Annotated in this window: 39 protein-coding genes; 25 read left to right on the top strand and 14 right to left on the bottom strand. The window is 62.2% G+C overall.

Translation table 11 applies throughout. The annotated features are described in order from the left end of the window. Positions 1-49: 49 nt before the first annotated feature. Genes B3446_RS22030 through B3446_RS21990 form a run of 9 tightly spaced genes read right to left on the bottom strand, consistent with a single transcriptional unit; the run spans position 50 to position 4,541 of the window. A complete protein-coding gene (locus B3446_RS22030; RefSeq protein WP_291385011.1) occupies positions 50-769 on the bottom strand; it encodes a hypothetical protein in 720 nt (239 codons plus the stop codon). After that, a complete protein-coding gene (locus B3446_RS22025) occupies positions 766-1,146 on the bottom strand; it encodes a hypothetical protein (protein ID WP_291385009.1) in 381 nt (126 codons plus the stop codon). Before B3446_RS22025 ends, B3446_RS22030 begins: the two co-directional genes overlap by 4 nt. Next, positions 1,143-1,433, bottom strand: coding sequence for a hypothetical protein (locus B3446_RS22020; protein WP_291385007.1), 291 nt, complete (start codon positions 1,431-1,433; stop codon positions 1,143-1,145). The genes B3446_RS22025 and B3446_RS22020 overlap by 4 nt, the downstream gene beginning before the upstream one ends. Next, on the bottom strand, positions 1,430-1,975 hold the full coding sequence (locus B3446_RS22015; protein ID WP_291385005.1) for a hypothetical protein: 546 nt from the start codon (positions 1,973-1,975) through the stop codon (positions 1,430-1,432). Before B3446_RS22015 ends, B3446_RS22020 begins: the two co-directional genes overlap by 4 nt. Continuing rightward, positions 1,972-2,970 (bottom strand): ParB/RepB/Spo0J family partition protein, encoded by a 999-nt coding sequence (locus B3446_RS22010; RefSeq protein ID WP_291385003.1) that lies wholly within the window; start codon positions 2,968-2,970, stop codon positions 1,972-1,974. Before B3446_RS22010 ends, B3446_RS22015 begins: the two co-directional genes overlap by 4 nt. A 14-nt stretch (positions 2,971-2,984) precedes the next feature. After that, positions 2,985-3,881 (bottom strand): recombination-associated protein RdgC, encoded by an 897-nt coding sequence (locus B3446_RS22005; protein WP_291385001.1) that lies wholly within the window; start codon positions 3,879-3,881, stop codon positions 2,985-2,987. Beyond that, positions 3,863-4,189, bottom strand: a complete 327-nt coding sequence (locus tag B3446_RS22000; protein WP_291384999.1) for a hypothetical protein — start codon at positions 4,187-4,189, stop codon at positions 3,863-3,865. Before B3446_RS22000 ends, B3446_RS22005 begins: the two co-directional genes overlap by 19 nt. Then, complete coding sequence (locus B3446_RS21995; RefSeq protein WP_291384997.1) at positions 4,186-4,419, bottom strand: hypothetical protein; 234 nt, start codon at positions 4,417-4,419, stop codon at positions 4,186-4,188. Before B3446_RS21995 ends, B3446_RS22000 begins: the two co-directional genes overlap by 4 nt. Continuing rightward, a complete protein-coding gene (locus B3446_RS21990; protein ID WP_263597381.1) occupies positions 4,416-4,541 on the bottom strand; it encodes a hypothetical protein in 126 nt (41 codons plus the stop codon). The genes B3446_RS21995 and B3446_RS21990 overlap by 4 nt, the downstream gene beginning before the upstream one ends. Positions 4,542-4,727: 186 nt before the next feature. On the opposite strand from B3446_RS21990, the gene B3446_RS21985 reads away from it, so the two are divergent. Then, positions 4,728-4,937: a cold-shock protein gene (locus tag B3446_RS21985; protein ID WP_056323411.1), complete on the top strand. Its 210-nt coding sequence runs from the start codon at positions 4,728-4,730 to the stop codon at positions 4,935-4,937. A 615-nt stretch (positions 4,938-5,552) separates the two neighbouring features. Here the strand turns inward: B3446_RS21985 and B3446_RS21980 are convergent. Continuing rightward, positions 5,553-6,164, bottom strand: coding sequence for a hypothetical protein (locus B3446_RS21980; RefSeq protein ID WP_291384992.1), 612 nt, complete (start codon positions 6,162-6,164; stop codon positions 5,553-5,555). Between the two features lie 22 nt (positions 6,165-6,186). Then, positions 6,187-6,996, bottom strand: coding sequence for a hypothetical protein (locus tag B3446_RS21975; RefSeq protein ID WP_291384990.1), 810 nt, complete (start codon positions 6,994-6,996; stop codon positions 6,187-6,189). Positions 6,997-7,286: 290 nt separating this feature from the next. Here B3446_RS21975 and B3446_RS21970 point away from each other — a divergent pair, with 290 nt between their 5' ends. Further along, complete coding sequence (locus B3446_RS21970) at positions 7,287-7,805, top strand: hypothetical protein (protein ID WP_291384988.1); 519 nt, start codon at positions 7,287-7,289, stop codon at positions 7,803-7,805. Between the two features lie 17 nt (positions 7,806-7,822). Here B3446_RS21970 and B3446_RS21965 read toward each other — a convergent pair whose 3' ends face one another. Then, the gene (locus tag B3446_RS21965; protein WP_291384987.1) at positions 7,823-8,536 is read right to left on the bottom strand and encodes a S24 family peptidase; all 714 of its coding nucleotides are present in this window, start codon (positions 8,534-8,536) and stop codon (positions 7,823-7,825) included. A gap of 515 nt (positions 8,537-9,051) precedes the next feature. On the opposite strand from B3446_RS21965, the gene B3446_RS21960 reads away from it, so the two are divergent. The 8 genes from B3446_RS21960 to B3446_RS21925 are packed head-to-tail and all read left to right on the top strand — an operon-like array spanning position 9,052 to position 13,206. After that, positions 9,052-9,495: a phage regulatory CII family protein gene (locus B3446_RS21960; RefSeq protein WP_191578600.1), complete on the top strand. Its 444-nt coding sequence runs from the start codon at positions 9,052-9,054 to the stop codon at positions 9,493-9,495. A 26-nt stretch (positions 9,496-9,521) separates the two neighbouring features. Then, positions 9,522-9,797, top strand: coding sequence for a hypothetical protein (locus tag B3446_RS21955; protein WP_191578599.1), 276 nt, complete (start codon positions 9,522-9,524; stop codon positions 9,795-9,797). Then, positions 9,790-10,095 carry a hypothetical protein gene (locus B3446_RS21950; protein ID WP_175137421.1) on the top strand — a complete coding sequence of 102 codons (306 nt, stop codon included), beginning with the start codon at positions 9,790-9,792 and terminating at the stop codon, positions 10,093-10,095. Before B3446_RS21955 ends, B3446_RS21950 begins: the two co-directional genes overlap by 8 nt. Next, a complete protein-coding gene (locus tag B3446_RS21945) occupies positions 10,086-10,562 on the top strand; it encodes a nuclease domain-containing protein (protein WP_191578598.1) in 477 nt (158 codons plus the stop codon). Before B3446_RS21950 ends, B3446_RS21945 begins: the two co-directional genes overlap by 10 nt. Then, positions 10,559-11,410, top strand: coding sequence for a helix-turn-helix domain-containing protein (locus B3446_RS21940; RefSeq protein WP_191578597.1), 852 nt, complete (start codon positions 10,559-10,561; stop codon positions 11,408-11,410). The genes B3446_RS21945 and B3446_RS21940 overlap by 4 nt, the downstream gene beginning before the upstream one ends. Next, positions 11,382-12,140, top strand: coding sequence for a replication protein P (locus B3446_RS21935; RefSeq protein WP_291384984.1), 759 nt, complete (start codon positions 11,382-11,384; stop codon positions 12,138-12,140). The genes B3446_RS21940 and B3446_RS21935 overlap by 29 nt, the downstream gene beginning before the upstream one ends. Then, a complete protein-coding gene (locus tag B3446_RS21930) occupies positions 12,137-12,559 on the top strand; it encodes a putative PDDEXK endonuclease (RefSeq protein ID WP_224776927.1) in 423 nt (140 codons plus the stop codon). Before B3446_RS21935 ends, B3446_RS21930 begins: the two co-directional genes overlap by 4 nt. After that, on the top strand, positions 12,559-13,206 hold the full coding sequence (locus B3446_RS21925) for a hypothetical protein (RefSeq protein ID WP_191578595.1): 648 nt from the start codon (positions 12,559-12,561) through the stop codon (positions 13,204-13,206). The genes B3446_RS21930 and B3446_RS21925 overlap by 1 nt, the downstream gene beginning before the upstream one ends. Before the next feature lie 124 nt (positions 13,207-13,330). Here the strand turns inward: B3446_RS21925 and B3446_RS21920 are convergent, their stop codons facing one another. Further along, positions 13,331-13,561, bottom strand: coding sequence for a hypothetical protein (locus B3446_RS21920; protein ID WP_224776926.1), 231 nt, complete (start codon positions 13,559-13,561; stop codon positions 13,331-13,333). 836 nt (positions 13,562-14,397) lie between these two features. Further along, the gene (locus B3446_RS21915) at positions 14,398-14,781 is read right to left on the bottom strand and encodes a response regulator (RefSeq protein WP_291384981.1); all 384 of its coding nucleotides are present in this window, start codon (positions 14,779-14,781) and stop codon (positions 14,398-14,400) included. 212 nt (positions 14,782-14,993) lie between these two features. On the opposite strand from B3446_RS21915, the gene B3446_RS21910 reads away from it, so the two are divergent. The 15 genes from B3446_RS21910 to B3446_RS21840 all read left to right on the top strand — a co-directional run bounded on the left by B3446_RS21910 (position 14,994) and on the right by B3446_RS21840 (position 24,342). Beyond that, a complete protein-coding gene (locus B3446_RS21910; protein WP_191578593.1) occupies positions 14,994-15,326 on the top strand; it encodes an HNH endonuclease signature motif containing protein in 333 nt (110 codons plus the stop codon). Beyond that, positions 15,327-15,494, top strand: coding sequence for a hypothetical protein (locus tag B3446_RS21905; protein ID WP_191578592.1), 168 nt, complete (start codon positions 15,327-15,329; stop codon positions 15,492-15,494). Between the two features lie 217 nt (positions 15,495-15,711). Next, complete coding sequence (locus B3446_RS21900) at positions 15,712-16,173, top strand: terminase small subunit (RefSeq protein ID WP_191578591.1); 462 nt, start codon at positions 15,712-15,714, stop codon at positions 16,171-16,173. 3 nt (positions 16,174-16,176) lie between these two features. Then, a complete protein-coding gene (locus B3446_RS21895) occupies positions 16,177-17,874 on the top strand; it encodes a terminase large subunit (RefSeq protein WP_291384978.1) in 1,698 nt (565 codons plus the stop codon). 4 nt (positions 17,875-17,878) lie between these two features. Next, on the top strand, positions 17,879-18,055 hold the full coding sequence (locus B3446_RS21890) for a hypothetical protein (protein WP_191578589.1): 177 nt from the start codon (positions 17,879-17,881) through the stop codon (positions 18,053-18,055). After that, a complete protein-coding gene (locus B3446_RS21885) occupies positions 18,045-19,388 on the top strand; it encodes a phage portal protein (RefSeq protein WP_191578588.1) in 1,344 nt (447 codons plus the stop codon). Before B3446_RS21890 ends, B3446_RS21885 begins: the two co-directional genes overlap by 11 nt. Next, positions 19,385-20,080: an HK97 family phage prohead protease gene (locus tag B3446_RS21880; RefSeq protein ID WP_291384974.1), complete on the top strand. Its 696-nt coding sequence runs from the start codon at positions 19,385-19,387 to the stop codon at positions 20,078-20,080. Before B3446_RS21885 ends, B3446_RS21880 begins: the two co-directional genes overlap by 4 nt. A 10-nt stretch (positions 20,081-20,090) precedes the next feature. Further along, a complete protein-coding gene (locus B3446_RS21875; protein WP_191578586.1) occupies positions 20,091-21,353 on the top strand; it encodes a phage major capsid protein in 1,263 nt (420 codons plus the stop codon). 60 nt (positions 21,354-21,413) lie between these two features. Then, positions 21,414-21,785 (top strand): hypothetical protein, encoded by a 372-nt coding sequence (locus tag B3446_RS21870; RefSeq protein WP_191578585.1) that lies wholly within the window; start codon positions 21,414-21,416, stop codon positions 21,783-21,785. Further along, positions 21,786-22,118 (top strand): head-tail connector protein, encoded by a 333-nt coding sequence (locus B3446_RS21865; RefSeq protein WP_191578584.1) that lies wholly within the window; start codon positions 21,786-21,788, stop codon positions 22,116-22,118. After that, positions 22,115-22,474: a phage head closure protein gene (locus B3446_RS21860; protein ID WP_191578583.1), complete on the top strand. Its 360-nt coding sequence runs from the start codon at positions 22,115-22,117 to the stop codon at positions 22,472-22,474. The genes B3446_RS21865 and B3446_RS21860 overlap by 4 nt, the downstream gene beginning before the upstream one ends. Continuing rightward, positions 22,467-22,964, top strand: coding sequence for an HK97 gp10 family phage protein (locus B3446_RS21855; RefSeq protein WP_191578582.1), 498 nt, complete (start codon positions 22,467-22,469; stop codon positions 22,962-22,964). The genes B3446_RS21860 and B3446_RS21855 overlap by 8 nt, the downstream gene beginning before the upstream one ends. After that, positions 22,954-23,313 carry a DUF3168 domain-containing protein gene (locus B3446_RS21850; protein ID WP_191578581.1) on the top strand — a complete coding sequence of 120 codons (360 nt, stop codon included), beginning with the start codon at positions 22,954-22,956 and terminating at the stop codon, positions 23,311-23,313. The genes B3446_RS21855 and B3446_RS21850 overlap by 11 nt, the downstream gene beginning before the upstream one ends. 64 nt (positions 23,314-23,377) lie before the next feature. After that, positions 23,378-24,031: a phage tail protein gene (locus B3446_RS21845; RefSeq protein ID WP_291384969.1), complete on the top strand. Its 654-nt coding sequence runs from the start codon at positions 23,378-23,380 to the stop codon at positions 24,029-24,031. Further along, entirely contained in the window at positions 24,031-24,342 is a 312-nt protein-coding gene (locus B3446_RS21840; protein WP_291384967.1) for a phage tail assembly chaperone, read from the top strand. The genes B3446_RS21845 and B3446_RS21840 overlap by 1 nt, the downstream gene beginning before the upstream one ends. Positions 24,343-24,346 lie beyond the last annotated feature (4 nt).

Raw genomic sequence — 24,346 nt, 5'->3', positions numbered from 1 at the left:
TTGATCCAATTGCACAACTTATGAAGCATAAAAGTCGCTCCGGCATCTTTTATGAGTCATTTTCGGAGTGCGTTCGATGCTTGGCGCACGGCCAACGCAGGGAGCCGTCGCCGCTGGGGCAGGAGCATTGCGCCTCGCTGGCCTGTTCCGCTTGCCACTTCCGGTAGCGGTCCAAGCTGCCCTTGGCGCTGGGCTCGGGGGCGGTCACGCCCTGATGGTCGTCCAGCCAGGCTTGCACCTCGCCGCCCGACCACATCTTGCGCAGGTGCGTGGGAAACAGGATGCGCACCGCCTGACTGGCCGGGGGCGCGGCGGGACTGAGGAAAAGCTGATGCTCGCCGTCCGGAATGGAGAATGCGGCGGTGGTCGGCGTCCAGGCTTGGATAGCCCCCCTAACCCTAAGCGTGTAGACCGCCTCCCCAGCTACAGGGGCGCTTGTCAGGGCGGGGCGATAGCCGCGTTCAAACGATGGACCGTCGTATTCGATGCCGTCGATATCGCTGGCGCTGACCCAGCATTCCGCTATCGCGTCATCGTCCGGCGCGGTCGGCTCGTCCCGCTCATCGGCTACAGTGGCGCGCAGCTTGGACAGCAGGGCGGATTCGATGGCGCGCGCTGCCGCTTTTTCCCATTCCCACTGGCTCAGTACGTCGCGGCGGCCATAGGGGTGCGAGGCCACGAAGATGGCGCCCAGGGCCTCTTGAATTTCCAGGTCCGTGAGCACGGTTTCCTGCATTGCCGACTGGGCGGCGTTGTTCTGGTTGGTCATGCTGCCTCCCTTTCGATGTCGCGATACATGCGGTCAACGGTCTTCTGCCGGGCGTCCAGCTTCCGCGTGCGCGAAATGTGATCTTGCAGAGCCCTGTCGTATGGTTCGATCTCGCGCAGTAGACGAAGCCTTTCGTGGATGTCTTTGCTGGCATTGCATTGGATAGCCAAGGCATCCCGCTTTTTGAAATCGGGCTTTTCCGCATTCCAACGGGCAAGCTCCGCGTCAACGTCGGCCATCAGCTTCTCGCTAGCAGTCTTCCAGCGGATGTAAAGCAGATCTCTGCGACTGATGCGCAGGAAGAACCCCTTTTCACGCACGAAGGCGATGATTTCTTCCTTCGTGAACTCGTTGAGGACATCGAGGCCGTTTGTCATGCCGCACCCCCTTTGCTCTGCGGGACCTGGGCGGCGGTAAACGAAGGCTCGTACTCGAGAGCAACTTCCCATCGTCCAATCTCTCGACCAGCGATGCCGTCGAAAAGAGCGAAAGTCAAAGGCCAGTTGGCCTCAAAGCCGTCATGGTTGCGAAAGTAGTCTTCGGCGCAGGCTTCCGCTTCTTCCTCGTCAATATCATCGGCAGATGACCGTTGAACAAAGTCCGGGGCCATATTTCGGCTATCCAGGGCAGCATTCGGCCAGACACGCGCATAGAAGATGCTCACGCTGCGTCTCCCTGCCGCGAGGACGAAATGGCGGCGTCGACTGCTTCGGGATCGAACAGTTCGTGCGCAGCGTCGAATTCAATCCAATCGCCCGGACAGTTCTCGTATCTCTTTACGCCGCCGTGCGGACCGATCAAGAAGCTGTACCGGGGCAGGGCGCACAGCTTCTTCCGCACGGCTTCAAACGCTTCATTGCGGTCGGTGGGCGCAAGTCCGGCGCCAGAAGTCTGCGCGCGGCGGACGGCGGTTTCGTTCCTGACCTTTTCTTCCCAGCAGGAAGGGCAGAGCGTGTCCCAGGACATTCCGGAGAACGCGCCGCGGCAGATAGCGCACTTCTGGCCGGGGGCGGCTGGCGCGGTCTCGGGCACACCTAGGGCGGCGCCCAAGAGATTGCGGAGAGGAGCGTCTGCGGCGTCGAGGGCGTCGCGATAACGCTGGCGCTCTTCCGGGGTCATCTTTGCGACCATGTCGTGCAGAACACGGGTGGACAGCGCGGCCAGGTCAACGTCGTCCAGTTCATCGAGGTTTTGGGGGGCGTTCATGCGTGGGCATCCTCTGCGGTGGGGATTTCGGCCTGGTTGGCTGTTGCCGCGGCCTCGGCCTGACGGCGTTGCTTTTCCGCCTGCTTGGCGCGGACGGTTTCAACGGCACCGTGGGCCTGGAACAGATCGAGCAGGGCGGCGGCGGGGATGGTGATGGTTTCGGCGGCTACGCGGCCTTCCTGAATGTCCAAGAGGGTCGCGCGTTGGTTGGCGTCCAGGCCCTGCATGAACGTGTCCACACCGCTGATGAGTGGGGATACGACCTTGCGGGGCAGGGCGCGGCCGTGGATGGTGCTGGGCGTCACCCGGGATTTGCCGGACGCCTTGGCCTTTTCAAACTCGCCTTGCAGGAATGCGCCGGCACCCTCTCCATGCTTCGCAACGGCCTCGATGGCGGTGGACGCCTTGACCGCGCCGGACCGCACGAGGGCATGAACATCGCTGTTGGCGTGGGCCAGCGCGATTATCTTGGCGACCCATTGGGGCGATACCTGTTCCAGGCGGCTGATGCGCTCGTTATCCCACTTGAACCCGGCCAGCTTGGCGTAGCCGAAGGCGGTTTCCAGCGGTGTCAGGTGCCGGCCCTGCGCGCTGCTGATGACGCGGGCGGTGCGGTCGGCATCGTTGCCGACGAAGGCCGTGACGTCGATCCAGACGACGCCGTCCTCATCCTGCAGCGGTGCGCCGGCGGCAATCGCGCGGCCGATCTGCGCATGGCGGCGGTGGCCGTCCACCAGCCACACGCCACCCTCGGGCCGGGGGCGGACTTCGAGCGGCGGAATCTTGCCGCCCGCCATTATGTGCTGATACAGGGCTTCGTCGTCGGCCTCAGCGCGCTCGCGTTCCTCTCCATCCAGCAGATCGAGAGGGGTGCGCAGGTTGAAGCCGGGTTCGACGTGCAGATCCTCATAGCGGGCTTGCATGGCGTGGGCGCGCTTGATTTCCTTGGAGAGGATTTTCTGCCGGAAGGAAACGGGGGCGGTGGATTCGGTCATGGGGTCTCCAGGAATCAGAATTTCTTCTCGCCGCCGAGCGCTTCCACCAGCTCGGCAAGCATTTTGGCGAGTTCGCCCGTCATGAGAACCATGTCCGAGTCGAACTTCTCGTCATCGTTCTGCGAGTAGTCCGCGCCTTCCTTCAGCACGTCCAGTGGCGAGACACGGCGGATATCGAGGCTTTCGGTCAGAACGAACGAAATGCGGTCGGCCCAGGTCATGGCGAGGCGGGTGCATTGCTTGCCGGACTGGATGTGCCGGCGCACGTCGTCAGCGTCAATCGAATGCTTGACGTAGCGGACGGCCGCGCCGCTCAGCCCGGACGAGCGCAGCTCGGTGTCCTGGTCGATGGTGAAGTTGCTGGGCGCTTCGTCCTCGGCCAGCCAACCCGTCATGGCGGAGGCGGGCGACTGCGCGACGTACAGGTTTTCCAGCGGGAAGGGATCGACCGTCTTCGCCAGCAGGCCGATCACTTCGTCTGCCTTGGCCGATGAGGCGGTGTCGATCACCAGCCAGCGGCCCACCGGATCGATCCACACGCGGGTATCACGGTAGATGCTGAAGGCGCGCGGCAGGAGTTCATCCATGGCGCGTTCCTTGATTTCCTTCATCTGCTTGCGGCCCGGCTTGTAGCCTTGCTGCTCTTCGATTTCCTGGGCGCGGGCCTTGGCTACTTGGTTGATCACGGTGCCGGGCAACAGCTTCTTCTCAGCGCGCAGGCTGAGCAGGAATCGGCCTGCCACGGGATGGGCAAGTTCGCCGCCTTCGCGTGGCGCTATCCATCCGATGGACTGCATTTCAAGGTTGTTGCCGGACTCGAACGCGTGGCGCTTCAGGCCCGCCTGCAGCATTTCCGCGTAGTCCGCGAGAGGGGCGGACAACCGGTAGACCTTCAGATTTCTGAACCACATGGGTGATTAACTCCTTTGCTGGGTTTGAGGCGTGTTGCTGGCGCGCTGGCTTTCTTTTTCGGAGGGCCGGGCCGTTTGCCGGTGTGGGTGCGGCGCTTCCAGATGTTTCGGATGGCCTGGGTGCTGACGCCGAAGCATGCCGCCAGGTCGCTGCTTGGCAGCGAGCCTTGCGCCTTGCGGATGAACGCCACTTCCCGACGAGATAGCGGTTTGGGCGTGGGGTCTTTCCATACGAGGCGACTCTGCGGGGGCGCGATTTGCGGCGTCCAGCCGCTGCTGTCCCGAACGATGAACTGGATGCCGTTCATAGGAAGCTCCGCAGCAGCCAGCCCAGGATCTGCGGGAAGAAGAAAAAGAACGCGGCCAGCGCCAGGCTGGCGGGCCATGCCCACAGCGGGATATCCGCGTCGTCGTTCCAGTTGCCCTTGCCGGCGTGGTCGCGGGGAGCGATCAGGGCGCCCAGCTTGCGGGCCGCCTGCTTGATCGTGATGGGGTGACGGTGGCGCACCGGCGGCGCGCTTGCGCTGATGGTGTTCATGTCGGGTTCCAGGGGTCTGCCGCGACATAGCGGCGGGAGAGGTAGTCGCCGAGGGGCGCCAGTACCAGCCGCGCGAACGCGAGCAGGCCCAGGCCCCAGGCGAGGGTTTCAGTCATGGTCATGGGGGTCTGCGCAGAGTTGCGCGGTGGTCAGCTGTGTGCGCGGGACAGTAGGCGCGCGGGGGGGGCGAATCGCTATCCATGCCCCCGTCCGCGTATGTGTCATTTTGAAACGGCGATATCTTTGTGGCCGTCAATCACCCATAGTGGGTGCAGGGATACTTTTCCCTGGAAAATCTAGGACTTACATTGAAGATTGAAACTGGTATTGTGAAGTGGTTCAACAACGACAAGGGCTTCGGCTTTATCATGCCGGAGCTGGGCGGAAAGGACCTCTTCGCTCACTACTCTGAGATTCAGGGCAGCGGGCACAAATCTCTCGAAGAGAACCAGCGTGTGTCGTTCGTCGCCGGCCAAGGACAGAAAGGTCCTCAGGCGACAATGATCAAACCGATTTAAGAACTGGCTGGCTTGCCCTAAGGCAAGCGTGCTGGCACCTAGCAAGTGGGGCCGAATCCTTTGAAACAAGGGATTCGGCCCTTTGACTTTGGCCGACCCAGAACTACTTGTTGATCGAACTACCAAAATTGAAGACGTCGATCAGTTCTTCGATGAAGCGTACGAGTGCTTCGAGCATGGCATTGCTCCGTGGATTGGGTGTGGGGTGGTTGATGGCATTCACCATCAAGGGAGACGCCCGCAAACTGGGTCGGGGGCATGAACCCTTTCCAAGACCGTTTGGCGCCGTCGGGCGTCTTGCTTGATGGTCCTGCGCTCTTACCCGGCGCAGGTTAGGTACTGCCGCTTGTACTTTTGGCGCCGTCTCCTGGCGTAAAGATGGTGGGTGCTCCTCCAGCCATTGGGCAACTTTTGACCCACGCCGATATCGCCCGGCTCTCTGCGCCCGTGAACTCAGGGATTGACGCGATGCGGTCTAGCCGGGGCCGAGGCCTCGCCTGCGCTTCGGATTGAAGATGGTGTTTTCGGGATCGTTACCGCCGAACATGGTGCCTCCATGGTGTCCAGGCAACAGCGCCTGCCGATACCCCGCACGCGGGGCATGAGCCGGAGCTGTCAGACCCGAACCGGCATTAGCACGCCGCTGCCGCCCTCAAAGTCAAACCGGGCGGCTGCCGAGTTGTCGGAGCTTACGAACAAGCGAACGGCGGGCAACGTCGCGATTCGGCGCAGGTACTTCTCTTGAAAGCCGTACGTGATCCCGTTCGCGTGTAGATGCACATGGGTGCTGACGGTGCCGTTCCCGTCGCAGGACCAGCATTCTTCGGCCTTCGGATCGGCCCGGCCCGCAGGCTGCACAATCTCACCCGAGGCGTTGCACTCCTTGCAGTCGTAGTTGTGCGACCCATGCTCAAACCATCCATCGCCCTCGCACTCATCGCATTCGACTGCAATCACGAATCCTCTGCCCTCACAGCGCGGGCAAGGTTTCGGCGCTACGTCGGGGAATTTGATATCGAGCGGGATGGTGTTGGCGCGGGCTTCCGCGAGCAGCTTTTGAATCCGGCCCGCCATCGTCGCGCTGACTGCGGGGGCATCGGGCTGAACTACGTCAACTTGAATCCCGATATGGCCATTGGACGCATACGTCGCGCCATCTTCCTGCCACGGATGATTCAAGAACTCGCGGGGATCGTCGCGCCCGCAGAAGGGCTTCAGGTCGATCATGGTCGTTTCCTCGGGTTCGGGATCAGTCGTCGTACTGCTCGGAAGCTGCCGACTCCACATCATCGGGGGACATGTCCAGTTCCAGGCGGGTGCGGCCGACGTACATCGACATGAGCATTGCGTCGAAATAGCTGATGACGTCCGGCCGGCTCGCTGGTGTGATCTGTTGCTCGCCGAGTCGCAAGGCATAGACGCTGCCGTCCTTTTGAAACGCGAGGTGGTACTTCGCGCTGTACTTCCCACCGTCAAGGCCGTAGCCCTTGCCGGGCTTTTCGTTTTCGTCCAGGTACAGCCAGCCGCCACCGGAACTTGATTGTTCGAAATGGGCGTAAAAGGCCTTCCGCTCATCGGAATACAGCATGCCTTCGCGTGCGGCGGTCATCAGTTCCGACATCTTGACGACGGGAGGCACTTCCGGAAGGGCGGCTTTCGCTGCTTCGGCGAGGGCTGCGCACACAGCTTCTGAGTTTTGCCCGTGTACAGCAGATTGCAGCGCCGCGTTCAGCACATGCTGGAACTTCGCCACGTCATCGAGACGGAGCCCGTGAGGCATCGCCTCGACCAACTGCGCTTCAACGGCCTCTCTGAACTTGCTGCGATAGCCTGTTGCGTCTCTGATGGCGCTGGTGATTGCTTCGGTGATGTGCTTGTCCAGAATGGGCTGGAGCTTTTCAGGAGCGACTGCCTGGGCGACAACTGCTTCCAGGTCGATACTGACTTTCAGTTCCATGGGATTCCTTTGCGCGGGCATGCGCTGGATGGGGGAGTGCTTCGGTAAGCGCTGACTCGCAGCGCTGGCCGAAACCCGCTTTTCAGCGGAATCGGAATTCATGCCGGGGTTATCGTCGCCACGCCCGGCTGGGCGTTGCTGGGGCGCGGAAGCCCAAGCACACAGGGACCGGGGGCGCGCTGGCGCCTAGTTGGTTGTCCTGTTTCGTCCGTCCTCCCTCTCGGGGGCGGGCGGCCTCGGTTGTTAAAGAGCGATATGGAAGCATGATTACATTCAGCCGGGAGAGTGTCAAGTATTCTTTCATGACGGAGCGCGCGTTTTCTGCTCCGGATAGCTCAAGCGCTTTTGAAAGCCGACTTCCGATCTGTTACAAGGTCGTACCAGATATTTAGATGAAGGAGGATGAAGTGAAGGCTAAAGTGCTCGCCGGCGTCGGCGCCCTGTGCATCGGGTTCGTAGTAAATGGGGCCGAGGTGAAAGAGAAGTTCGGCGCGTGGGAAGTGACCGAAATGGTCAACAAGATGGATGACACGAAGAGGGGGATTGCTGCCGCGAAAAGCCTCGACGGGCGCCCCGTGTACGTGATTGTGAAGTGCGACGAAGCTGGACACGGAGTCTATATCCAGTTTCACGGCCCTTTCCAAGGGGAGACGCGCGGTCGTACACGCCCCTTCGTGTATAGGCTGGACAAGCACCCGAAGCAAGACGCCAAGTGGGAGTATGTGAAGAATGGAGCTGTGGAGTTTGACGAGGCCAAGGCGCAGGCTTTCGCGCGGAGCCTTGTCGGAGGGGAGCGTCTTCTGATCCAGCAGTACAGCTATGAGTTCGCAGTGACTGAATCCGAGATACCCATCACCGGAGCAGATAAAGCCATGAAAAGGGTCTTCCAGCTTTGCGGTTCAGAACTCTAATTCGCACGGCTCCTCGTTCACCGGCGATAGTACTTCCGGTGTTCTACCATGGTCCCGATGACAATGAGCGGCTGCCGATCGCTATAAAGGGTAGGGTAGTCGTCGTTCAATGGGACTAGTTCGAACACATCGCCCCCCGTTGGGCTTATGCCGCGGGGGCGATACTTTTTGAAGGTCGCCTCAAACCCGCCATTGCGCGCGACGACAAAATCCCCTGGCCGAGGGCAGATTTCGCGGTCTACGATGATTCGGTCACCGGGGCGGAATTCCGGCGACATTGAGTCGCCCTGGATCTCAAGAGCAAACGAATGGTCCGACAGGCGCAAGTCGGTCAAAAGGTACTCCATCGCTTCGCCAGAGAATGACGCTCCGATTTCTGTCAGCTCGCCAGCCTGCACGTAATTCAGCAATGGGATCCGTCGGCTTCCAATAGGGGCGGGCACGACGTTCGCGTCAAAGGGCTTTTGTTGCACGCTTTCCGGTGCTGGCACGTGGGGGGGCGTCGACGCAGCGTCCGATGGGGCCGGCCCCTCCCCGTCAGTCAACCAACGAATAGGCACGCGCAAGAATTCCGCGGCAGCGGCCGCGTTCGAAGCGTTCATCGCGCCTGACTTTCCTGACTGCACCTGGTAGATCGCCTGCGGCGCCACGCCGAGGTGGCGAGCCAACGCGGCTGCGGTTACTCCACGCAGTTTCAAGGCGAATTTGAGCCGATCACCGAAAGTGTTCATGTAAGGATTCTTCCATACTTGCGTGTAAGAATGCTTGCCTTAACAGATGTAAGTATGGTTCCATACGCCTTATGGACCATCGACACCCAGACAACAGAATTATTGACGCCTTTGGTGGAACCGTCGCCTTAGCGAAGGTGTGTGAATGCGAGCCGCAGGCGGTATCTCAGTGGCGGAAAGTGGGCATCCCGAAAGCCCGCAGGCAATACCTTCGCGCGCTTCGGCCTGATCTCTTCTCGCCGCCGCCCCTCAGGGAGATCTCCCATGCCTAGCGTAATTCCAATGACTTTTGGAGCCCGCCTTGCGGCCCGCCGCCCCACGGCGGAGGAGGCGGCGTGGTTCTTCAACGTACCGGCGGAGCCAGCGCCCTCCGACACACCCGATCAAGCCGAGCTAGCCGAAGCTGACGATCGGATCCAGGTTGGGCCGCTGGACGTGTAGGGCGCATTTCGTTTCTCCATGCAGCGCATCGTAAGGCCGCTGCTCAGCAATAGATACGTTCAGGAAATTCACATATGAACATCACCACTGCGGCCGATTTGACGGTGCATGACTACAAGGGCGGCAGCGAGGCGCTGGGGGCGGTCATCGGCATGTCGCCTGCCGTGCTGCGCAACAAGGTCAACCCCAACAACACCACGCATCACCTGACGCTGGCCGAGGCCGACCGCATTGTGCGAATGACGGGGGATGTGCGCATCCTGGCGGCCTTCGCACATGGCAACGGCTATCTGCTGGTCAAGGCGCCCGAGTCTTGCGGCGAGAGCGACATGTCGGTGCTGGAGCAGGTCGCGGCGCTGATGATTGCGCATGGCAAGTTCGGTCATGAGGTGTATGACGCCCTCGCTGATGGCGGCGTTGACGAGCAGGAAATGCAGCGCGTGGATGCTGCCGGCCGCGCCCTGATGGAAGCGGTCGCAGGCGTGGCGCGCCGCCTTAGCGGGATGGCCGAGCAATGATGCAGCGAGGAACATCCGGTGTACCCGTGCGGCCTCGTGTGCCGTCCACGGAGCGCAAGGGGGCGGCGCTGTCGCGCGCGGCCGCAATGATGTGCAACGGCGCGAAGTTCCAGCGGTGGGTTGTGTCCCGCATCGGCGCCGCCCCTGATGGCGTGTCGGCGAGCCAGCATGCGGCGCAGTACGTCCGCGACATCTGCGGGATCACCAGCCGCGCCCAGTTGGACCACAACGCCCAGGCGGCCAGTGTGTTCCATGAGGCGGTGCGCAAGCCGTTCGTGAAGTGGAGCGGCATCTATGGCTGACTGCCTGCATATGTTCCGCGGCTACCGCGTCCCGCCCGAGGCGGTGGAACAGGTCAAACAAGCCATCATCGACACGCGCGGCCGGGTGGATCTGGAAGCGCTGCGCGGCATCGTGCGGCCCGCCATGAAAGCCGTCGATCCCTGGTCCAGCACGACGAGGGCCGAGGCCGCTGCTTGCGCCGTGGATTCGTTCCTGTTCGACGCCGCGCGGGCCGGGTTGGTCAAGCGCCACATGAACGGATGGAAGTTTCCGGCCTGGTGGCGGGTCAAGAAGCAGACGGGGGCGGCATGTCGCTGATGCGCAGATCACCCCTCAAGCAGAAGACGCCGCTGAAACGTGGAGCGCCGATGATGCGCGCAACGCCGATGGCGCCGCCACGTGCCGCCATGAAGGCGCGCAAGAAGGGCAAGAAGCCGCCCAAGACCGTCTACCGCAATCAGGCGCTGCTGGACCTTGCCAAGGGCGAGGAATGCTTGCTGCGCGTGCCCAGGTACTGCCAGGGCGACACCGATACCACTGTGGCTTGCCATTCCAACCTGCTGCGCGACGGCAAGGGGAAGGGCATCAAGGCGCACGACTGGGCCATTGCGTTCGGCTGCGGCCCTTGCCACTGGTTCATAGACCAATCGCCAGCACCGCTGGCCCAGAAGCTCACCTATTTCATTCCCGGCTTGCGCCTTACGCGCTTGCGAATCATCGCTATGGGCAAGTGGCCCGAAGAGGCAGAGCGCGGGTATCAACTTTCGTATGGAGAACAGTCATGAGCGTTCAGGGCATGACATGGGCGCTTGCGCAGAGGATCGTGAAAGATCCCACGGCGCGCCACGTATTGCTGTGCCTGGCGAACTACGCCGGGCCGAAGGGTGAGGGCGCATTTCCCTCTGTGGCGACGCTGGCCGAGGATACCGGGCTGTCGAGCCGCACGGTGCAGAACAAGCTGCGTGAGCTGGAGGCCTTGCAGATCATCCAGCGCGGCAATCAGGACCTGGTGGCGGCCTACATCCGACGCGCGGATCAACGGCCGGTTTGCTACGACATGGATCTGTCACGGGGCGCACCTGCTTCACCCCGCGTGGAACATTCCGCCGATCAACGACGGGGCGAACCTCCTGCACCCCGTAACGAACGGGGTGAATCTGACGACGCAACGGGGTGCAGCTCACGACATGACGGGGTGAATCTGACGACGTCACGGGGTGAACCTGCTGCACCCGAACCGTCATTGAACCATCAAGGAACCATCAATAAACCCAAAGGCGCGCGCAAGCGATCGCGGGGGTTCGACCCGCTGACCGTGGAACTTCCGGTGTGGCTGGATGCGGAACTGTGGGGGCGCTGGGTGCGGCACCGTGTGCAACTCCGCAAGCCGTTGACCGAGGAAGCCGCCCGGCAGCAGGTCAGGGACTTGGCGAACTTCCGCGAGCAGGGCCACAAGCCGGAGGCTGTCATCGAACACGCCATCGGCAAAAGCTGGCAAGGCCTGTTCGCCCCGAGTGGCACCGCAGCTGGGGGCGCGCAGCGTCCCGGCAAGTTCAACCCGACCGACTACGTAAACCGCAATCGCACCCATGGAGGCGCCGACTATGACGACGGTCGCACAATCGACGAGTGAGCGAACCGGCTGGGCCGTGCCGCTGGCGAAGCTGGAAGGCATTTCGCTGATCGACCACCTGTGGAATCGCCTCTCTGGCACGTACGGGGGGCGCTGGCTGAAGGACTTCCCCGACATGCAGAGCTTCGAAAACTGGAAGACTGCGTGGGCCGAGGCACTGGACGAAGACCGCGTCACGCCGCAGGAAGTGGCCGAAGGGCTGCGCACGTGCCGCCGCATGTTCCCCGACTGGCCGCCCGCCGTTGGTGAATTCATCCGCGCGTGCCGGCCGGGGCTGATCCCGGAGAACGCCTTTCACGACGCCGTTGCAGGGATGACCGCGCGCCGCCGTGGCGAAACGGGGCAATGGACCCATCCGGCGGTTTACTGGGCCGCTGTGCGTGTCGGTTCGCATGACCTGCTGAACTGCGGTTACTCGGTCATGCAGTCCCGCTGGGAGCGGGCGCTTTCGGAGGAACTGAGCCGCAGCGATTGGGCTGCCATCCCCGCGCCGGCCGTCGCGTTGCCTGCTCCGGGCGCCACGCACGCCACGCCCGAAGAGGCAGCGAAGGCCCTGAAGGCAATGGGCGCGAGCGCAATCCTGAACGATTCTGGTCGCGATCCCCGCCGCTGGGCAAAGCGCATCCTGGCCGAAGCACAGCGGAAGGGCGGGCGGGTGCCATCCCTGGCGGTGCTGGGCATGGCACAGGCCGCAGTGGGCGCGCCGATCGACGCCGGGGGCGCGGCATGAGTGCGATGCAACGGAACAAGGGCGCGGCCTTTGAGCGCAAGGTTGCCAACCTGCTGACCGACGCGACCGGAACGACCTGGCGCCGTCGCGTGCGCAACCAAGCTGGTGACAGTGACGTGGTGGCCGATGAGCCAGCCTTTGCCGGGATCAGCATCGAATGCAAGCACGCGAATGTGCTGTGCCTGTCCGCTTGGTGGCGCCAGGCCGTGGAACAGGCGGGGCTGGCTGGCGTGCCGGTACTGATCTACAGGCAGACGGGGGCGCGCGGCGAAATGGTGATGGTCGACGCGCACGACGTGAACCCCAAGATTTTTCCCGTCCGGGGGCGGCACACCGTCACCCTGGGATGGGACGCAGCTATGCAATGGATGCGGGAAATGCTGCCCGCGAAAGTGACTTATTCCCCGGGGATTATCTGATGACTACCTTGACCCTTTCTCGCGTCCCCTCGACTGCGACCTATGAAGAGCAGCAGAGCCGACTTTTCAAAACGGCCCACGCGGCGCTGACGTTCGCCTACAACCATACGGATCAGGTGTACGACAAACCCATGATGGCGCGTATGGCTGAGACGCAGGGCGGTCCGGTCGGTAAAGGGCTAGGCGGCACCGACGGCGCGGGGCAAGCGGCGTATATCTTCCGCGCGCTGGAAAAGCTGCCCCGCCTCTACCGTGCAATTCTCGTTGCGCGCTTCGCGCCCCGGTCCGATCGCTGCAAGTGCTGCCAAGGAACCGTAGACCGGCATGACTGGCTGGCAGCGGTGCGCGAGATTTCCGACGCCGCGGCGTGCGATGCTCTGTCGGCGCACCCCACGCCGAGAGTCCTACGAGACGCCATCGTCGCGCGCTATTTCGGCAAGGATATAAAGCTGACGGAGGCGGCAGAACGCGCAAACGTGAGCGCCGCAACTGCCACGAACCACAACGGCAAGATCAAGCTGTGGCTCTATGGCACGCGGACAACCAAGCAGAAGGGGGGCGAGCGCGGCGCGGGGGAGAAGGGTGTTGAAGCGCTGGCGATGGAGTACGCAGCCGACCTGCTGTCGGCAAAGGGGCTGTGTGACTGAACCTCTTGCAGGGTTGAATTTTCTCTGCTAAAGTTCGCCCAGTTTAGTCACTTTCGATAAGTGCGTACACCGAGACCCGCCATGCGAAAGCCGGCGGGTTTTTTGTTGCCCGCGCCCAGAAGCGCTATTGTGAGCGTGTGGCGGTCAAAGCGAAGGAATCCATTAGCTGCTCGTCCAGTGTCGAGGCTTGTTCCTGGTCCAAGATGAAAACCGTCACGTTCGGTTTTCCGCCGGGCGGGACATCCGCTAAGGGCAAGTGTTCGACGCGCATTACGACGGCGCCCGGCGCGCCGGCAAGCCTGCCCACATCAGTACGAACTACGCGGCAGATTTTGCCCTCTGACGATTCCTTCATGCCCTTGCTCCCTGGTTTCGCCCGGATGCGGACGATGGCAGAGGTAAGGGCAAGTAGTGTGCCTGCCGAAAGCAGTAGGCCACTCCACATCTTTCTGGCGTCATCGTCGTGTGAGCACAGGGAGCTACTGGCTCCCGAGCCTCAGCCGCTCTGGGCTCCAAGCGCTTCAATTTAAAGGTGCGAGATCCGGCAGACGGCATTCAACCGCGAGGATGGCGGTTCCGTCGGGCAATCGGTAATTATTGTCACCGAGCCACGTGACGGGCTGACCGTCGCGCAAGCAGTAGTAGTAATTCGCCCAGGCCCCATCGTTGTTGGGAGCTGCCCGGTGGCGGCGTTGGATTATGTATGTAACCCCGTTGGGGTCCACTGCGACTAGCTCAGTGGTGCTTTTGGTGTGGTCAAGTGGCATGACTCGGACTCCGATCAAACCGTAGTGCTCACCTCGTACGCTTCCGCCGTGGCCATCGACTGGCTGAGCTGCGCACTAACCCGCATAGTGATAGTTGTCTGGGGTCCAAGGGTCTTCAATCACGATGGTCGCATTCTCGGGCGATACGAAGGACTGAGCGGTGCGGGATGGCTTTAGGACCGGTAGTTCGGCGCCCTTCTGCGAAAAACGTCCCTCGGCTATTTGGTGCAAACTTGTGACGAGTTGATTGATAAAGGGGAAAGGCATTCAGGTTCCAGGGTGTCAGCAGCGGAGGGAGTCCGGCAGTTTTTATAGTGATCGGACTGTGCTTGTGCTGGGGGTCGTTGTGGCAAATGCCACCGCTTCACAGTACGCGCGCTACCGCTAATAACCTAAGTCTCAATTGAAACAAATTAACCCGCCGTCAATCGCGCTCTTTATCCTTCTTAGACCGCGCTTTTCTGAAAATGCACTCGAGTAGAGTGCTCAGGTGCGCGGGTTTTGTCAGCCAAGCGTCAACACCGTCCGGCAGAAAATGGTGGGCAGATTTGCGCACGCTGCCGCTGAAAATGATGATCCGTGGGGCGCGGCCCTCGTTCATTGTCTTGAGCTGCGGTGCAAGGTCGAGACCCGACGCGTCGGGCAGATCAACATCGAGCAGAACGGCGTCGGGCTGGAACTCGGCCATGGTGCGTAGTGCAGTTGCACCGTCGCCTGCAATCTGGACCGAAACACCCGGTTCCGTCATCAAACATTCGGCGGTCAGCTCCGCAGATACGGTGGCGTCGTCCACGATCAGGATACGCATTGCGGTGATCTCCCTTCTACAACTCACCAGATAAATGACCCGCATCACGCGTTTGAAGGGCGGCGGGGAGTCTTAACCGTTTTCGCAGGCCCTTATCGTACTCCCCTCTCGCTATCGAGGGCCGCACGCTGGGCATGGCGTGTGGGATTCGGTCATCGCCGCCGGGCGGTGTGCAGTAGATAGCACCCGGAAAGATCACATAGGGAATTGGCATGAAGCTCACGACAATCAAGCCGCGCCTTGCAATGGCCGGTTCCAGGCTGGCCGCTGCGCCTACGCCTAGCGCCAAGCGCATGACGGGCCGCAAGCTGCAAGAACGCCGGTTGCGTGTCTGGTCTGCTGACCCACATTGCGCCCACTGCGGCGCGCTGACCGTGTATCCCGAAGGTTTCGAGCTGGACCACAAGGTTAGCCTGAACGATGACGGCGCAGATACCGACGAGAACTCGCAGGTGCTGTGCGTCTCGCGAGATGCGCACGGTCGCAAGGTCGGATGCCACGACGTCAAGACGCGGCAGGACATGGGATACAGGAACCGGACGTAAATGGCACAGATCACTGTCAAGCTTTCCATTCGCGTCGCGTGGTGGGCCCGCTGGTATCTGGCCTGGGTCTTTGTCGCGGCACGCCTGACCGGCGTACCGCCGAACATGGTCATGGTCGAGCGGGGGTTCAGGCGCGGCCTGTCCGCACACGTCAGCAGCAGGCCGTAGGTAGCCGCTGCCGCGAAGCTGTGCCGAAGGGTCAGCGGCTGCGCCGTCGCGTCCTGTGGGGCCTGTGCGTGGGTCTCTGGGTCATCGGCGCGGGGCAGCGCGGGCGTCAGGCTGGGGGGGCGGGTCGAAAGTCTGGCGCGATCGCCTTCCGGAAACCACCTGTTCCCTCATGCGCAGAAAATTTCCCCTTAACCGGATTTGTTAACCGAGATTGTTAATGGCATTAACCGACAAAAAGCGCCGCTTTGTGCAGGCGTTGCAGTCGGGCCTGTCCGGTGCTAAAGCCGCTATCCATGCGGGCTACAGCGAAAAAGGGGCGGCCGTTGCAGCGTCCCGGCTGATGAAAGACAAGGACGTCCAGGAAGCGCTGGGCCGTGTTAACCAAGTTAACAAACTGAAGGACGAGGCCGCAGCCGCAGGAAAGGAGGTTTCGCTCCCGGATCTGGGCAAGCTGTACTCCGATCCCCTGGAGTTCCTCAAGGCAGTCGCAAACGATCCCGCGCAGGACATGAAGCTGCGCGTAGAGGCCGCAAAGGCGTGGGTTCCATACGTACATGGAAAGATGGGGGAACAAGGAAAAAAGGACGCGAGGAAACAAGCAGCGGACAAGGCGGCAAGCGGCGGACGATTTGCACCGCCGCCACCGCCCACCCATTTGCGCGTGGTTGGGAAGGGTTAAGCCATGTCCTGGACAACCGCATGCCCGGATTGGGCAGCACGCTTGCGCGAGCGCCGATCGATCATTCCGGCGCCGATCTTTGCAGACCAGGCCGAATACGCCCTGAACATCTTTAAGCAGTTGCGCGTTGTCGACCTACCCGGGAAACCCACTTTCGGCGAGTGCAGCGAAGAATGGGTGTTTGCCTTTGTGCGCGCCATCTTTGGCGGGTATGAGGCGGCAACGGGGAAGCAGTTGATCCGCGAGTACGGACTGCTCATCAGCAAAAAGAATACGAAGTCCACCATTGCAGCCGGCATCATGCTGACGGCTCTTGTGATGTGCTGGCGCGAGGAAGAGGAACACCTGATCCTGGCCCCGACAAAAGAGGTCGCCGACAACAGCTTTAAGCCCGCAGCGAGCATGATTCGCGCGGATGAAGAGCTGTCGGATATGTTCCACATCCAGGAACACATCCGAACCATTACGCACCGCGTGACGCGCAACAGCCTGAAGGTCGTTGCTGCGGACACCGACACGGTATCGGGCAAGAAGTCCGGCCGCGTGCTGGTGGACGAGCTGTGGGTGTTCGGCAAGCGAGCGAATGCCGCGGCGATGTTCATGGAGGCGTTGGGCGGCCAGGTCTCCCGCGATGAGGGATGGGTGATCTACCTGACCACGCAGAGCGATGATCCGCCTGCGGGGGTGTTCAAGGAGAAACTCGACTACTGGCGCGATGTTCGCGACGGGAAGATCGAGGATCGGAAGACGCTGGGGGTTCTGTACGAATTCCCGGATGAAATGGTAACGGCGAAGGCATACCAGCTACCGGAGAACTTCTACATCACCAACCCGAACCTTGGTCGCTCTGTCAGCGCCGAGTGGTTGCAAGACGAACTTAAGAAGAACCTCGGCAAAACCGACGGGTCCAGCCAGAAGTTTCTGGCTAAGCACCTGAATGTGCAGATCGGGCTGAACTTACGATCAGACCGCTGGGCCGGCGCCGACTTTTGGCTGGCTCAAGGTGATCCAGCCTTGGCAGACCTGGATGAGTTTCTCGACCGCTGTGAAGTGGTCGTGGTCGGCATCGACGGCGGCGGCTTGGACGATCTGCTGGGATTCGCCTTGGTCGGTCGCGAAATGGGTACGCGCCGCTGGCTGCACTGGGGGCGCGCCTGGGCGCACAAGATTGTCCTCGAACGCAGAGCCGAGATTGCGCCAGCGCTGCAGGACTTCGAGAAACAGGGTGACCTGCGGATTGTCGAGCGGCCCGGTGACGACGTTGCCGAAGTGGCTGACATCGTTTGTCGCGTGCGCGATCGCGGTCTTCTTCCGGAAAAGCTGTGCATCGGCGTGGACGGATCTGGAATCGGCGACATCGTGGACGAGCTGACCAGCCCCGGCCGGGATTTCACACTGGAAGAGATCACCGCCATTTCGCAAGGCTGGCGCCTGAACGGCGCGATCAAGACAACTGAGCGCAAGGTCGCGGGGCGGGAAATGCTGCACGGGGGACGCCCGCTGATGGCTTGGTGCGTTGGCAATGCGAAGACCGTCCAGCAGGGCAACGCGCTCGCCATCAACAAGCAGGTCTCCGGCACCGCAAAAATCGACCCGCTCATGGCGCTCTTTGATGCCGTGTTTCTTCTGGCGCTCAACCCGGAGCCACGAGGGCTTCAGAGCCTGGACGGGTTCTTCGCAAACCCTATCGTTATCGGATAAATCTATGAAGGCAGCAATCATTCTGCTGGTGCTCTTGCTCCTGGCAGGCGTTGCCATGCTCGCCGGCGGTGTATACCTGCTGGCCGGCCCTGGTTGGTGCCTCATCAGTGGGGCGGTCGTGACTTTTGTTGTCGCGATCTACCTGCTTCGCGGCATCCGAGGGGTGACGCATGGCCAATAGCTCGTTTTCGAAGGTTTTGGCCCGCAGCATTGCTCCGGCCGTCAGGTCGGCGGCGCCGGACGGCGTGAAATCGAGCGTAAGCGACTGGATCGGACGCAAGTTTGGACTGACGGACACTTCATTCTGGGCCGCATGGGGCGGCGGAGGATCTGCCAGCGGCAAGGCGGTGACGGCTCAGTCGGCGCTGACGCTGTCGGCCGTTTGGAGCTGCGTCAGGCTACTGGCGGAGACGATCGCGACGCTGCCATTCGATTTGTACCGCAGGGAAGGGCGCGAAGCGGTTGAGGCGACGAACATGGAGCTGTATGCGCTTTTGCGCCACCAGCCCAACGCCGACATGACTTCGGTGCAGTTCTGGGAAGTGCTGGTTGCTTGCTTACTGCTGTGGGGCAACTCCTTCGCCGAGAAGCGAATGAGCAAGGGGCGGGTCATTGCAATCGATCTGCTCTATCCGTGGCGGATGCAGGTCCGGCGGCTGGCCGATGGATCGATCGAGTACCGGTACAACGACATAGACGGCACGCATCGGGTGATTCCCGAGGAGCGAATGTGGCATATCGCCGCCTTCAGCCTGGACGGCTTGCTGGGTATGTCCACGATCCGGTACGGCGCCAACGTGATCGGGGCATCCCTGGCGGCAGACGAGGCAAGCGCCAAGATTTTCGCCAATGGGTTGAATGTGGGGGGCGTCCTATCCACGGACAAGATCCTGAACCCGGACCAGCGCACACAGCTGGGCGACAGCCTGTCGGCCAAGTTCGCCGGCGCGATGAACTCGGGCAAAACGATGGTGCTCGAGGCTGGCATGAAGTACCAGCAGGTGCCCATGAACCCCGAGGATGCGCAACTGCTCGCCACCCGCGCGTTCAACGTCGAGGAGATCTGCCGCTGGTTCCGCGTGCCGCCCTGGATGGTCGGGCACACCGAGAAATCAAGTAGCTGGGGAACGGGGATCGAACAACAGATGATCGCGTTCCTGTCGTTCTCGCTCCGGCCTTGGCTGACGCGCATCGAGCAGTCCATCCGCAAATCCTTGCTGGCGCCGGCAGAACGGCCGCAGTACTTCGCCAAGTTCAACGTCGAAGGCCTGCTGCGGGCCGACAGTGCGGCGCGCGCGGCGTTCTATTCCGTCATGACGCAGAACGGCATCTACACGCGCGATGACTGCCGGCTAAAGGAGAACCTGCCGGCGCGCGGCGGCAATGCCGATGTGTTGACCGTGCAATCCAACTTGCTGCCGATCGACAAGCTCGGCGAGACAGCCGGCGCGGAACAAGCCAAGTCCGCGTTCTCCGCCTGGCTGGGCCTTCCGACATTTGAGGACAAGACATGAAGCGCAAAGACGCAGCGATGCACATCCGCTCGTTCGATTACGACGTAAAGGCCGTCCAGGATGACGGCCTTTTTTCTGGCTATGGCTCGGTCTTTGGCGTCGTCGATTCGTACAACGAGGTGGTCGCCCCGGGCGCGTTCGCGGACAGCATCGAGCAAACGCGCGCGAAGGGGCGAACGTTTCCGGTGCTGTGGCAGCACCGCAGCGGCGAACCCATCGGCAACTGGGACATCGACCAGTTGAAGGAAGACGATCACGGGCTGCACGGCACCGGCCAGCTTTGGCTCGATGACGCTACCTACGCCAAGACCGCATACCGCGGCATGAAGACGCGCGCAATCACGGGGCTGTCCATCGGCTACTACGTGCGCGAGGACAGCTACGACGAAAAGACGCGCATCCGCACGCTCAAGCGCCTGGATCTGGTGGAAATCTCCATCGTGACCGCGCCCGCGAACGAGGAGGCACGCGTTGACGCAATCAAGGCCCGGATCGCCCACGGGGGCATGCCGGACCTTCCGGATTTTGAGCGGTTCCTGCGCGAGGCAGGCTTCTCGAAATCTCAGTCTGCGGTGATCGCCAACCGTGGACTGAAACACCTGCTTGACCGGAGCGAGTCCGGGGGCGAGGCGAAAGAAGCAACCGCTGGACTGATCAAGCAGATCGGCCGGCTTCAACTCCCGACTTTTTAAAGGTAATCAAATGGGCCGCTATACCAATCTGGCACAAAAGCACGAGTTCGGCCGTAAGTCGGCCGAGAACGCGGGGCGTCTGGACGACACCCTCGAACTGAAGAGCCTGGTCAAGGCGCTGAACGATCGCGACGATGAAATCAAAGCGTTCGCCGAAAAGGCTTCGTCCGAAATCAAGGAACACGGCAAGGTCTTGGACGACACCAAGGGCATCCTGGAAACGCTGTCCAAGAGCGGTATCGCTCTGACGGAACGCCTCGTCGAGGTCGAACAGAAGCTCGCCCGCCGGGGCGCTGCCAATGACGACCAGGCTCAGAAGTCCATCGGCGAGCAGTTCACCGAGTCCGACGACTTCACCGGCCTGGCCGCGAAGGGTCGCGGCATTGCCCGCATGAACGTCAAGGCGGTCACCAGCATCACCAGCTCGACCACCGGCACCGGGGGCGTCGGCGTAGCCATCCAGCCCACGCGCTTGCCCGGGATTCTTTCGGGCCCCGACCGCCCGTTCACGATCCGCGACCTGATCATGCCGGGACGGACCAGCTCGAACTCGGTCGAGTTCGTCCAGGAATCGGGTTTCCAGAACATGGCGGCGCCGGTTGCAGAAACGGCGCTCAAGCCTCAATCGGACCTGTCGTTCGAACTGAAGCAGACCCCCGTTCGCACGATCGCTCACTGGTTCCTGGCTTCCAAGCAGGTCCTTGCAGACATCCCGCTGTTGCAGAGCTACATCAACGGTCGCGCGATCTTCGGGCTGAAGTACGTGGAGGAAAACCAAATCCTGGCCGGCGATGGCACGGGACAGAACCTGCTGGGGCTGATTCCCCAGGCCACGCCCTTCAACGAAGCGCTGCGCCAGGCCGGCGACACGAAGATCGACCTGCTGCGACGCGCGATTCTGCAGGTGCGCGTGGCTGAATACCGCGCGAGCGGCATCGTGCTGAACCCGGTGGACTGGGCCGACATCGAACTCCAGAAGGACGAGCAAGGCCGATACATCTGGGTCAACGTCGTGGAAGGCGGAATGCCGCGCATGTGGAAGCTGCCTGTGGTTGACACCACGGCGGTGCCGGAAGGCGAATTTCTGGTCGGGGCCTTCAACATCGCCGCCCAGGTGTTCGACCGTGAAGACGCCGCCGTGGAAGTGTCGACGGAAGACAGCGACAACTTCCGCAAGAACATGGTGACGATCCGCGCCGAGGAACGCCTGGCGATGGCGGTGTACCGCCCCGAGTCGTTCGTCCACGGCGAGTTTGCCGACACCACGCCGTAAGGCGGCGCCAGCAGATGAGCGGGCCGGGCTCAGCCGCGGCCCGCTCAACAGGAGAAAGTCATGTCGTTTATCGCACGCAAAGGCTTCCTCAACGGGAGCGAATACCAGCGACGCGGGCGCCCGATCGATGTGTCGGGCGAACGAGCGCGAGAACTGCTTCGGCTCGGCCTGATCGCCGAGGTGGGAGACAAGGCCGCGCCGGCGCCGCAGAACAAGATGAACCCGCCGCCGGAGAACAAGGGGGCGGGCGCACCGCCGGCAGCAGATCACACTGCCTTGTTGTCGCAGAACGCGCCCGAGATCATCGGGGCACTCGCCGAAATCGCTGATCCGGCCCTGCTGCCGTCCCTTCTGGCTGCTGAGCAGTCCGGCAAGGCGCGCAAGTCGGTCCTGGAGGCGATCCAAGCGGCCATCTCGTCCACGGGGGCATGAATGGAACTGGTCACCATCGAACTGCTGCGCTCGCACTGCCGCGCGGACTCCACGGATGATCCTCTGCTCGAGGTCTACGGATCGACGGCGGAAGAGAACGCGCAGGCGTATCTGAATCGCCGCGTGTACCCGACTGCGGACGCGCTGGCTGCGGCAGTCCTGACGGGAACTGCGGGCGACGATCCGATGGTGGTGACCCCTGCAATCCGTGCCGCCGTGCTGTTGATCGCCGGCAGCCTGTACCGAAACCGCGAGGAAGGCCCCGACTCTCGCACGCTGCCGGTCGGCGCCCAGGCGCTCCTGCAGCCTAACCGAGTGGGGTTGGGCGTATGAGCATCGCTGCTGGAAGCCTGCGCCGCCTCGTGCGAATCGAACGCCGCGAGACCGGGACGGATGAAGCGGGCCAGCCAAATGGCGCATGGGTGGAAGTGGCCACCGTGTGGGCCGACCCTCGCGGCCAGACCGGGATGGGTTCCATCACGCGCAACCAGGAGAACGTGGGGGCGTCGATCAACGCCTACAGCTTTCGTATCCGCTTTCGCCGCGGGCTTGACCAGGGCATGCGCCTGCTCGAGCTCGAAGACGGCGTCCCGGTTGGCGACCCATTCGACATCAAGAACGTTCGTATGGATCTGGCGGGCCGTGAATGGACGGACGTGATCTGCGAACAGGGTGGCGGCGATGGCTAAGGGGCTGCAGGCGACGTTTGACACCTCCGGCTGGTCTGCGGGCTTGGATCGGCTGTTAGGACCCGCCCGGGTCAGCCTGGCGCGCTCTATGGCCGTTGCGGGCGGTGAGGTGCTTCGGGATGAGGCCAAAGCGCGGGTGAACACGCATAACGGGGTTCTGGGCGCCGCCATCTACCTTGCCTTCCGGGAGCGGTACTCGACAGAGCAGGAAGTCCAGTACGCCGTCACCTGGAACAAGCGTAAGGCACCGCACGGCCACTTGGTGGAGTTCGGACACTGGCAGATCTATGCCGTGGTTCGCAAGCCAGACGGCAGCTATGTCACTGACAAACGGCGCAAGCTTGCAACGCCAAAGTGGGTGCCTGCCTATCCGTTCCTGCGGCCGGCGTATGAGGCCGCGTCGGCACGCGCGCAGGCAGCAATGATTCAGCGGGGGCGGCAACGCTTGCCCGCGCTTCTCGCGGGGCAGGAGGTGAGTGATGACGCTTGAGGCGCAGTTGAAAGCTCTGCTTGGCGTGCTGGTCGAGGATCGGGTCTATGCGGATGTCACGCCCGACAAGCCAGTGTTCCCGCTCATCGTCTACCAAGGCGCCGGCGGGCAAGAACAGTGGTACGTGGAGCGCAAGCGCCGCGAGAAGCGGCATCAGCGCGTGCAGGTGTTCGTGTGGGCCGCCACGCGGGCGCAGGCAAGTGACATCGCGGACCAGATTGGCACCGCCTTGTGTGAAAGCGACTTTCCTGCTGTTGAGCCGTATGGCTCGCCCATCAGCCTCTACGAAGAGGCCATCAAGAAGTACGGCACCCGCCAGGACTTCGGTATCTGGTTCCTTCCCTCCTGACCTTTCCCCCCGCTTCTACATCGAACCCGGCCGCGCGCCGGGTTTTTTCATTTGAGGAACACAAATGTCTTCCATCTTCATCAACGGCACGCGGTATTCCATCTCGACGGCGCTCGCCGCGGCCGCCGCCATCTCGGCCATCTCCAATGCAAATCCGGCTGTTGCCTCCGCGGTTGCCCCGCCGGAAGACGGCTCCATCCTGGTTCTGAAATCGGCGTGGACCAATCTGAGCGAGACCGTGGCGCGCAGCGCCAACGCAGACGCCGACAGCTTCGAGCTGGAAGGCGTGGACACCACGAGCACCGTCCTGTTCCCGGCAGGCGGGGGCGCTGGCTCCTATCAGGAAGTCAGTTCCTGGGTAGATCTGGACCAGGTGCGCGACGTGGTGATGGCCGGCGGCGACCAGCAGTTCTTCAACTATCAGTACGTCGAAGATCCGACCAGCCGCCAGCGCCAGAAGCCGACCTTCAAGAACGCGATGACCATGACGGTCTCGCTGGACTACGACCCGGACAAGCCTTGGTATGCGGCGCTGATCGAGGCTGACCGCCTGCGCGAGCCCGTCGTCGTGCGCGGCGTGCTGCCCAACGGCTCGACGCTCTTCTACTACGCCTATCCCTCGTTCAACAAGGTCCCCGTCGGGCAAGTGAACGAGAACCTGCAGAACACGGCGGTCTTCTCCCTCATCGCCGATCCCATCCGCTACGAGGCCGCGTAATGACGTTCAAGATCAAATCCAACCCCACCATCGACGCCAGCATCACCATCATCGGCCAGGGGCGCGAGCAGCAACTGAACGTCACGTACCGCCACAAGACCGGCAAAGAGTACGACGCGTTGATGCAGCAGTTGGCTGCCGGTGAAATCACGACCGCCGACCTGTTGCTCCTGCTGATCGAGAAGTGGGACGCTGACATGCCGGTGAGCGAGGAGTCGATCGACTTGCTCTGCGAGCATCAGCCCGGCGCCGATCTGGCGATCGCGAGCGCTTTCAACGACGCCATCCGGGTCGAGCGCAAAAAAAACTGACGGA

The sequence above is a fragment of the Achromobacter sp. UBA5777 genome, from assembly GCF_002418565.1.
In the GTDB taxonomy this organism is placed as follows: Bacteria; Pseudomonadota; Gammaproteobacteria; order Burkholderiales; family Burkholderiaceae_B; genus Achromobacter; species Achromobacter animicus.
This window is presented reverse-complemented; position numbering and strand designations above follow the sequence as displayed.

Coding starts and splice junctions, on each gene's coding strand:
- B3446_RS22030 (WP_291385011.1), bottom strand. CDS start 769: ATGACCAACCAGAACAACGCCGCCCAGTCGGCAATGCAGGAAACCGTG.
- B3446_RS22025 (WP_291385009.1), bottom strand. CDS start 1,146: ATGACAAACGGCCTCGATGTCCTCAACGAGTTCACGAAGGAAGAAATC.
- B3446_RS22015 (WP_291385005.1), bottom strand. CDS start 1,975: ATGAACGCCCCCCAAAACCTCGATGAACTGGACGACGTTGACCTGGCC.
- B3446_RS22010 (WP_291385003.1), bottom strand. CDS start 2,970: ATGACCGAATCCACCGCCCCCGTTTCCTTCCGGCAGAAAATCCTCTCC.
- B3446_RS22005 (WP_291385001.1), bottom strand. CDS start 3,881: ATGTGGTTCAGAAATCTGAAGGTCTACCGGTTGTCCGCCCCTCTCGCG.
- B3446_RS22000 (WP_291384999.1), bottom strand. CDS start 4,189: ATGAACGGCATCCAGTTCATCGTTCGGGACAGCAGCGGCTGGACGCCG.
- B3446_RS21995 (WP_291384997.1), bottom strand. CDS start 4,419: ATGAACACCATCAGCGCAAGCGCGCCGCCGGTGCGCCACCGTCACCCC.
- B3446_RS21990 (WP_263597381.1), bottom strand. CDS start 4,541: ATGACCATGACTGAAACCCTCGCCTGGGGCCTGGGCCTGCTCGCGTTC.
- B3446_RS21980 (WP_291384992.1), bottom strand. CDS start 6,164: ATGATCGACCTGAAGCCCTTCTGCGGGCGCGACGATCCCCGCGAGTTC.
- B3446_RS21975 (WP_291384990.1), bottom strand. CDS start 6,996: ATGAATTCCGATTCCGCTGAAAAGCGGGTTTCGGCCAGCGCTGCGAGT.
- B3446_RS21970 (WP_291384988.1), top strand. CDS start 7,287: ATGAAGGAGGATGAAGTGAAGGCTAAAGTGCTCGCCGGCGTCGGCGCC.
- B3446_RS21965 (WP_291384987.1), bottom strand. CDS start 8,536: ATGAACACTTTCGGTGATCGGCTCAAATTCGCCTTGAAACTGCGTGGA.
- B3446_RS21960 (WP_191578600.1), top strand. CDS start 9,052: ATGAACATCACCACTGCGGCCGATTTGACGGTGCATGACTACAAGGGC.
- B3446_RS21950 (WP_175137421.1), top strand. CDS start 9,790: ATGGCTGACTGCCTGCATATGTTCCGCGGCTACCGCGTCCCGCCCGAG.
- B3446_RS21945 (WP_191578598.1), top strand. CDS start 10,086: ATGTCGCTGATGCGCAGATCACCCCTCAAGCAGAAGACGCCGCTGAAA.
- B3446_RS21940 (WP_191578597.1), top strand. CDS start 10,559: ATGAGCGTTCAGGGCATGACATGGGCGCTTGCGCAGAGGATCGTGAAA.
- B3446_RS21935 (WP_291384984.1), top strand. CDS start 11,382: ATGACGACGGTCGCACAATCGACGAGTGAGCGAACCGGCTGGGCCGTG.
- B3446_RS21930 (WP_224776927.1), top strand. CDS start 12,137: ATGAGTGCGATGCAACGGAACAAGGGCGCGGCCTTTGAGCGCAAGGTT.
- B3446_RS21925 (WP_191578595.1), top strand. CDS start 12,559: ATGACTACCTTGACCCTTTCTCGCGTCCCCTCGACTGCGACCTATGAA.
- B3446_RS21920 (WP_224776926.1), bottom strand. CDS start 13,561: ATGAAGGAATCGTCAGAGGGCAAAATCTGCCGCGTAGTTCGTACTGAT.
- B3446_RS21915 (WP_291384981.1), bottom strand. CDS start 14,781: ATGCGTATCCTGATCGTGGACGACGCCACCGTATCTGCGGAGCTGACC.
- B3446_RS21910 (WP_191578593.1), top strand. CDS start 14,994: ATGAAGCTCACGACAATCAAGCCGCGCCTTGCAATGGCCGGTTCCAGG.
- B3446_RS21905 (WP_191578592.1), top strand. CDS start 15,327: ATGGCACAGATCACTGTCAAGCTTTCCATTCGCGTCGCGTGGTGGGCC.
- B3446_RS21900 (WP_191578591.1), top strand. CDS start 15,712: ATGGCATTAACCGACAAAAAGCGCCGCTTTGTGCAGGCGTTGCAGTCG.
- B3446_RS21895 (WP_291384978.1), top strand. CDS start 16,177: ATGTCCTGGACAACCGCATGCCCGGATTGGGCAGCACGCTTGCGCGAG.
- B3446_RS21890 (WP_191578589.1), top strand. CDS start 17,879: ATGAAGGCAGCAATCATTCTGCTGGTGCTCTTGCTCCTGGCAGGCGTT.
- B3446_RS21885 (WP_191578588.1), top strand. CDS start 18,045: ATGGCCAATAGCTCGTTTTCGAAGGTTTTGGCCCGCAGCATTGCTCCG.
- B3446_RS21880 (WP_291384974.1), top strand. CDS start 19,385: ATGAAGCGCAAAGACGCAGCGATGCACATCCGCTCGTTCGATTACGAC.
- B3446_RS21875 (WP_191578586.1), top strand. CDS start 20,091: ATGGGCCGCTATACCAATCTGGCACAAAAGCACGAGTTCGGCCGTAAG.
- B3446_RS21870 (WP_191578585.1), top strand. CDS start 21,414: ATGTCGTTTATCGCACGCAAAGGCTTCCTCAACGGGAGCGAATACCAG.
- B3446_RS21865 (WP_191578584.1), top strand. CDS start 21,786: ATGGAACTGGTCACCATCGAACTGCTGCGCTCGCACTGCCGCGCGGAC.
- B3446_RS21860 (WP_191578583.1), top strand. CDS start 22,115: ATGAGCATCGCTGCTGGAAGCCTGCGCCGCCTCGTGCGAATCGAACGC.
- B3446_RS21855 (WP_191578582.1), top strand. CDS start 22,467: ATGGCTAAGGGGCTGCAGGCGACGTTTGACACCTCCGGCTGGTCTGCG.
- B3446_RS21850 (WP_191578581.1), top strand. CDS start 22,954: ATGACGCTTGAGGCGCAGTTGAAAGCTCTGCTTGGCGTGCTGGTCGAG.
- B3446_RS21845 (WP_291384969.1), top strand. CDS start 23,378: ATGTCTTCCATCTTCATCAACGGCACGCGGTATTCCATCTCGACGGCG.
- B3446_RS21840 (WP_291384967.1), top strand. CDS start 24,031: ATGACGTTCAAGATCAAATCCAACCCCACCATCGACGCCAGCATCACC.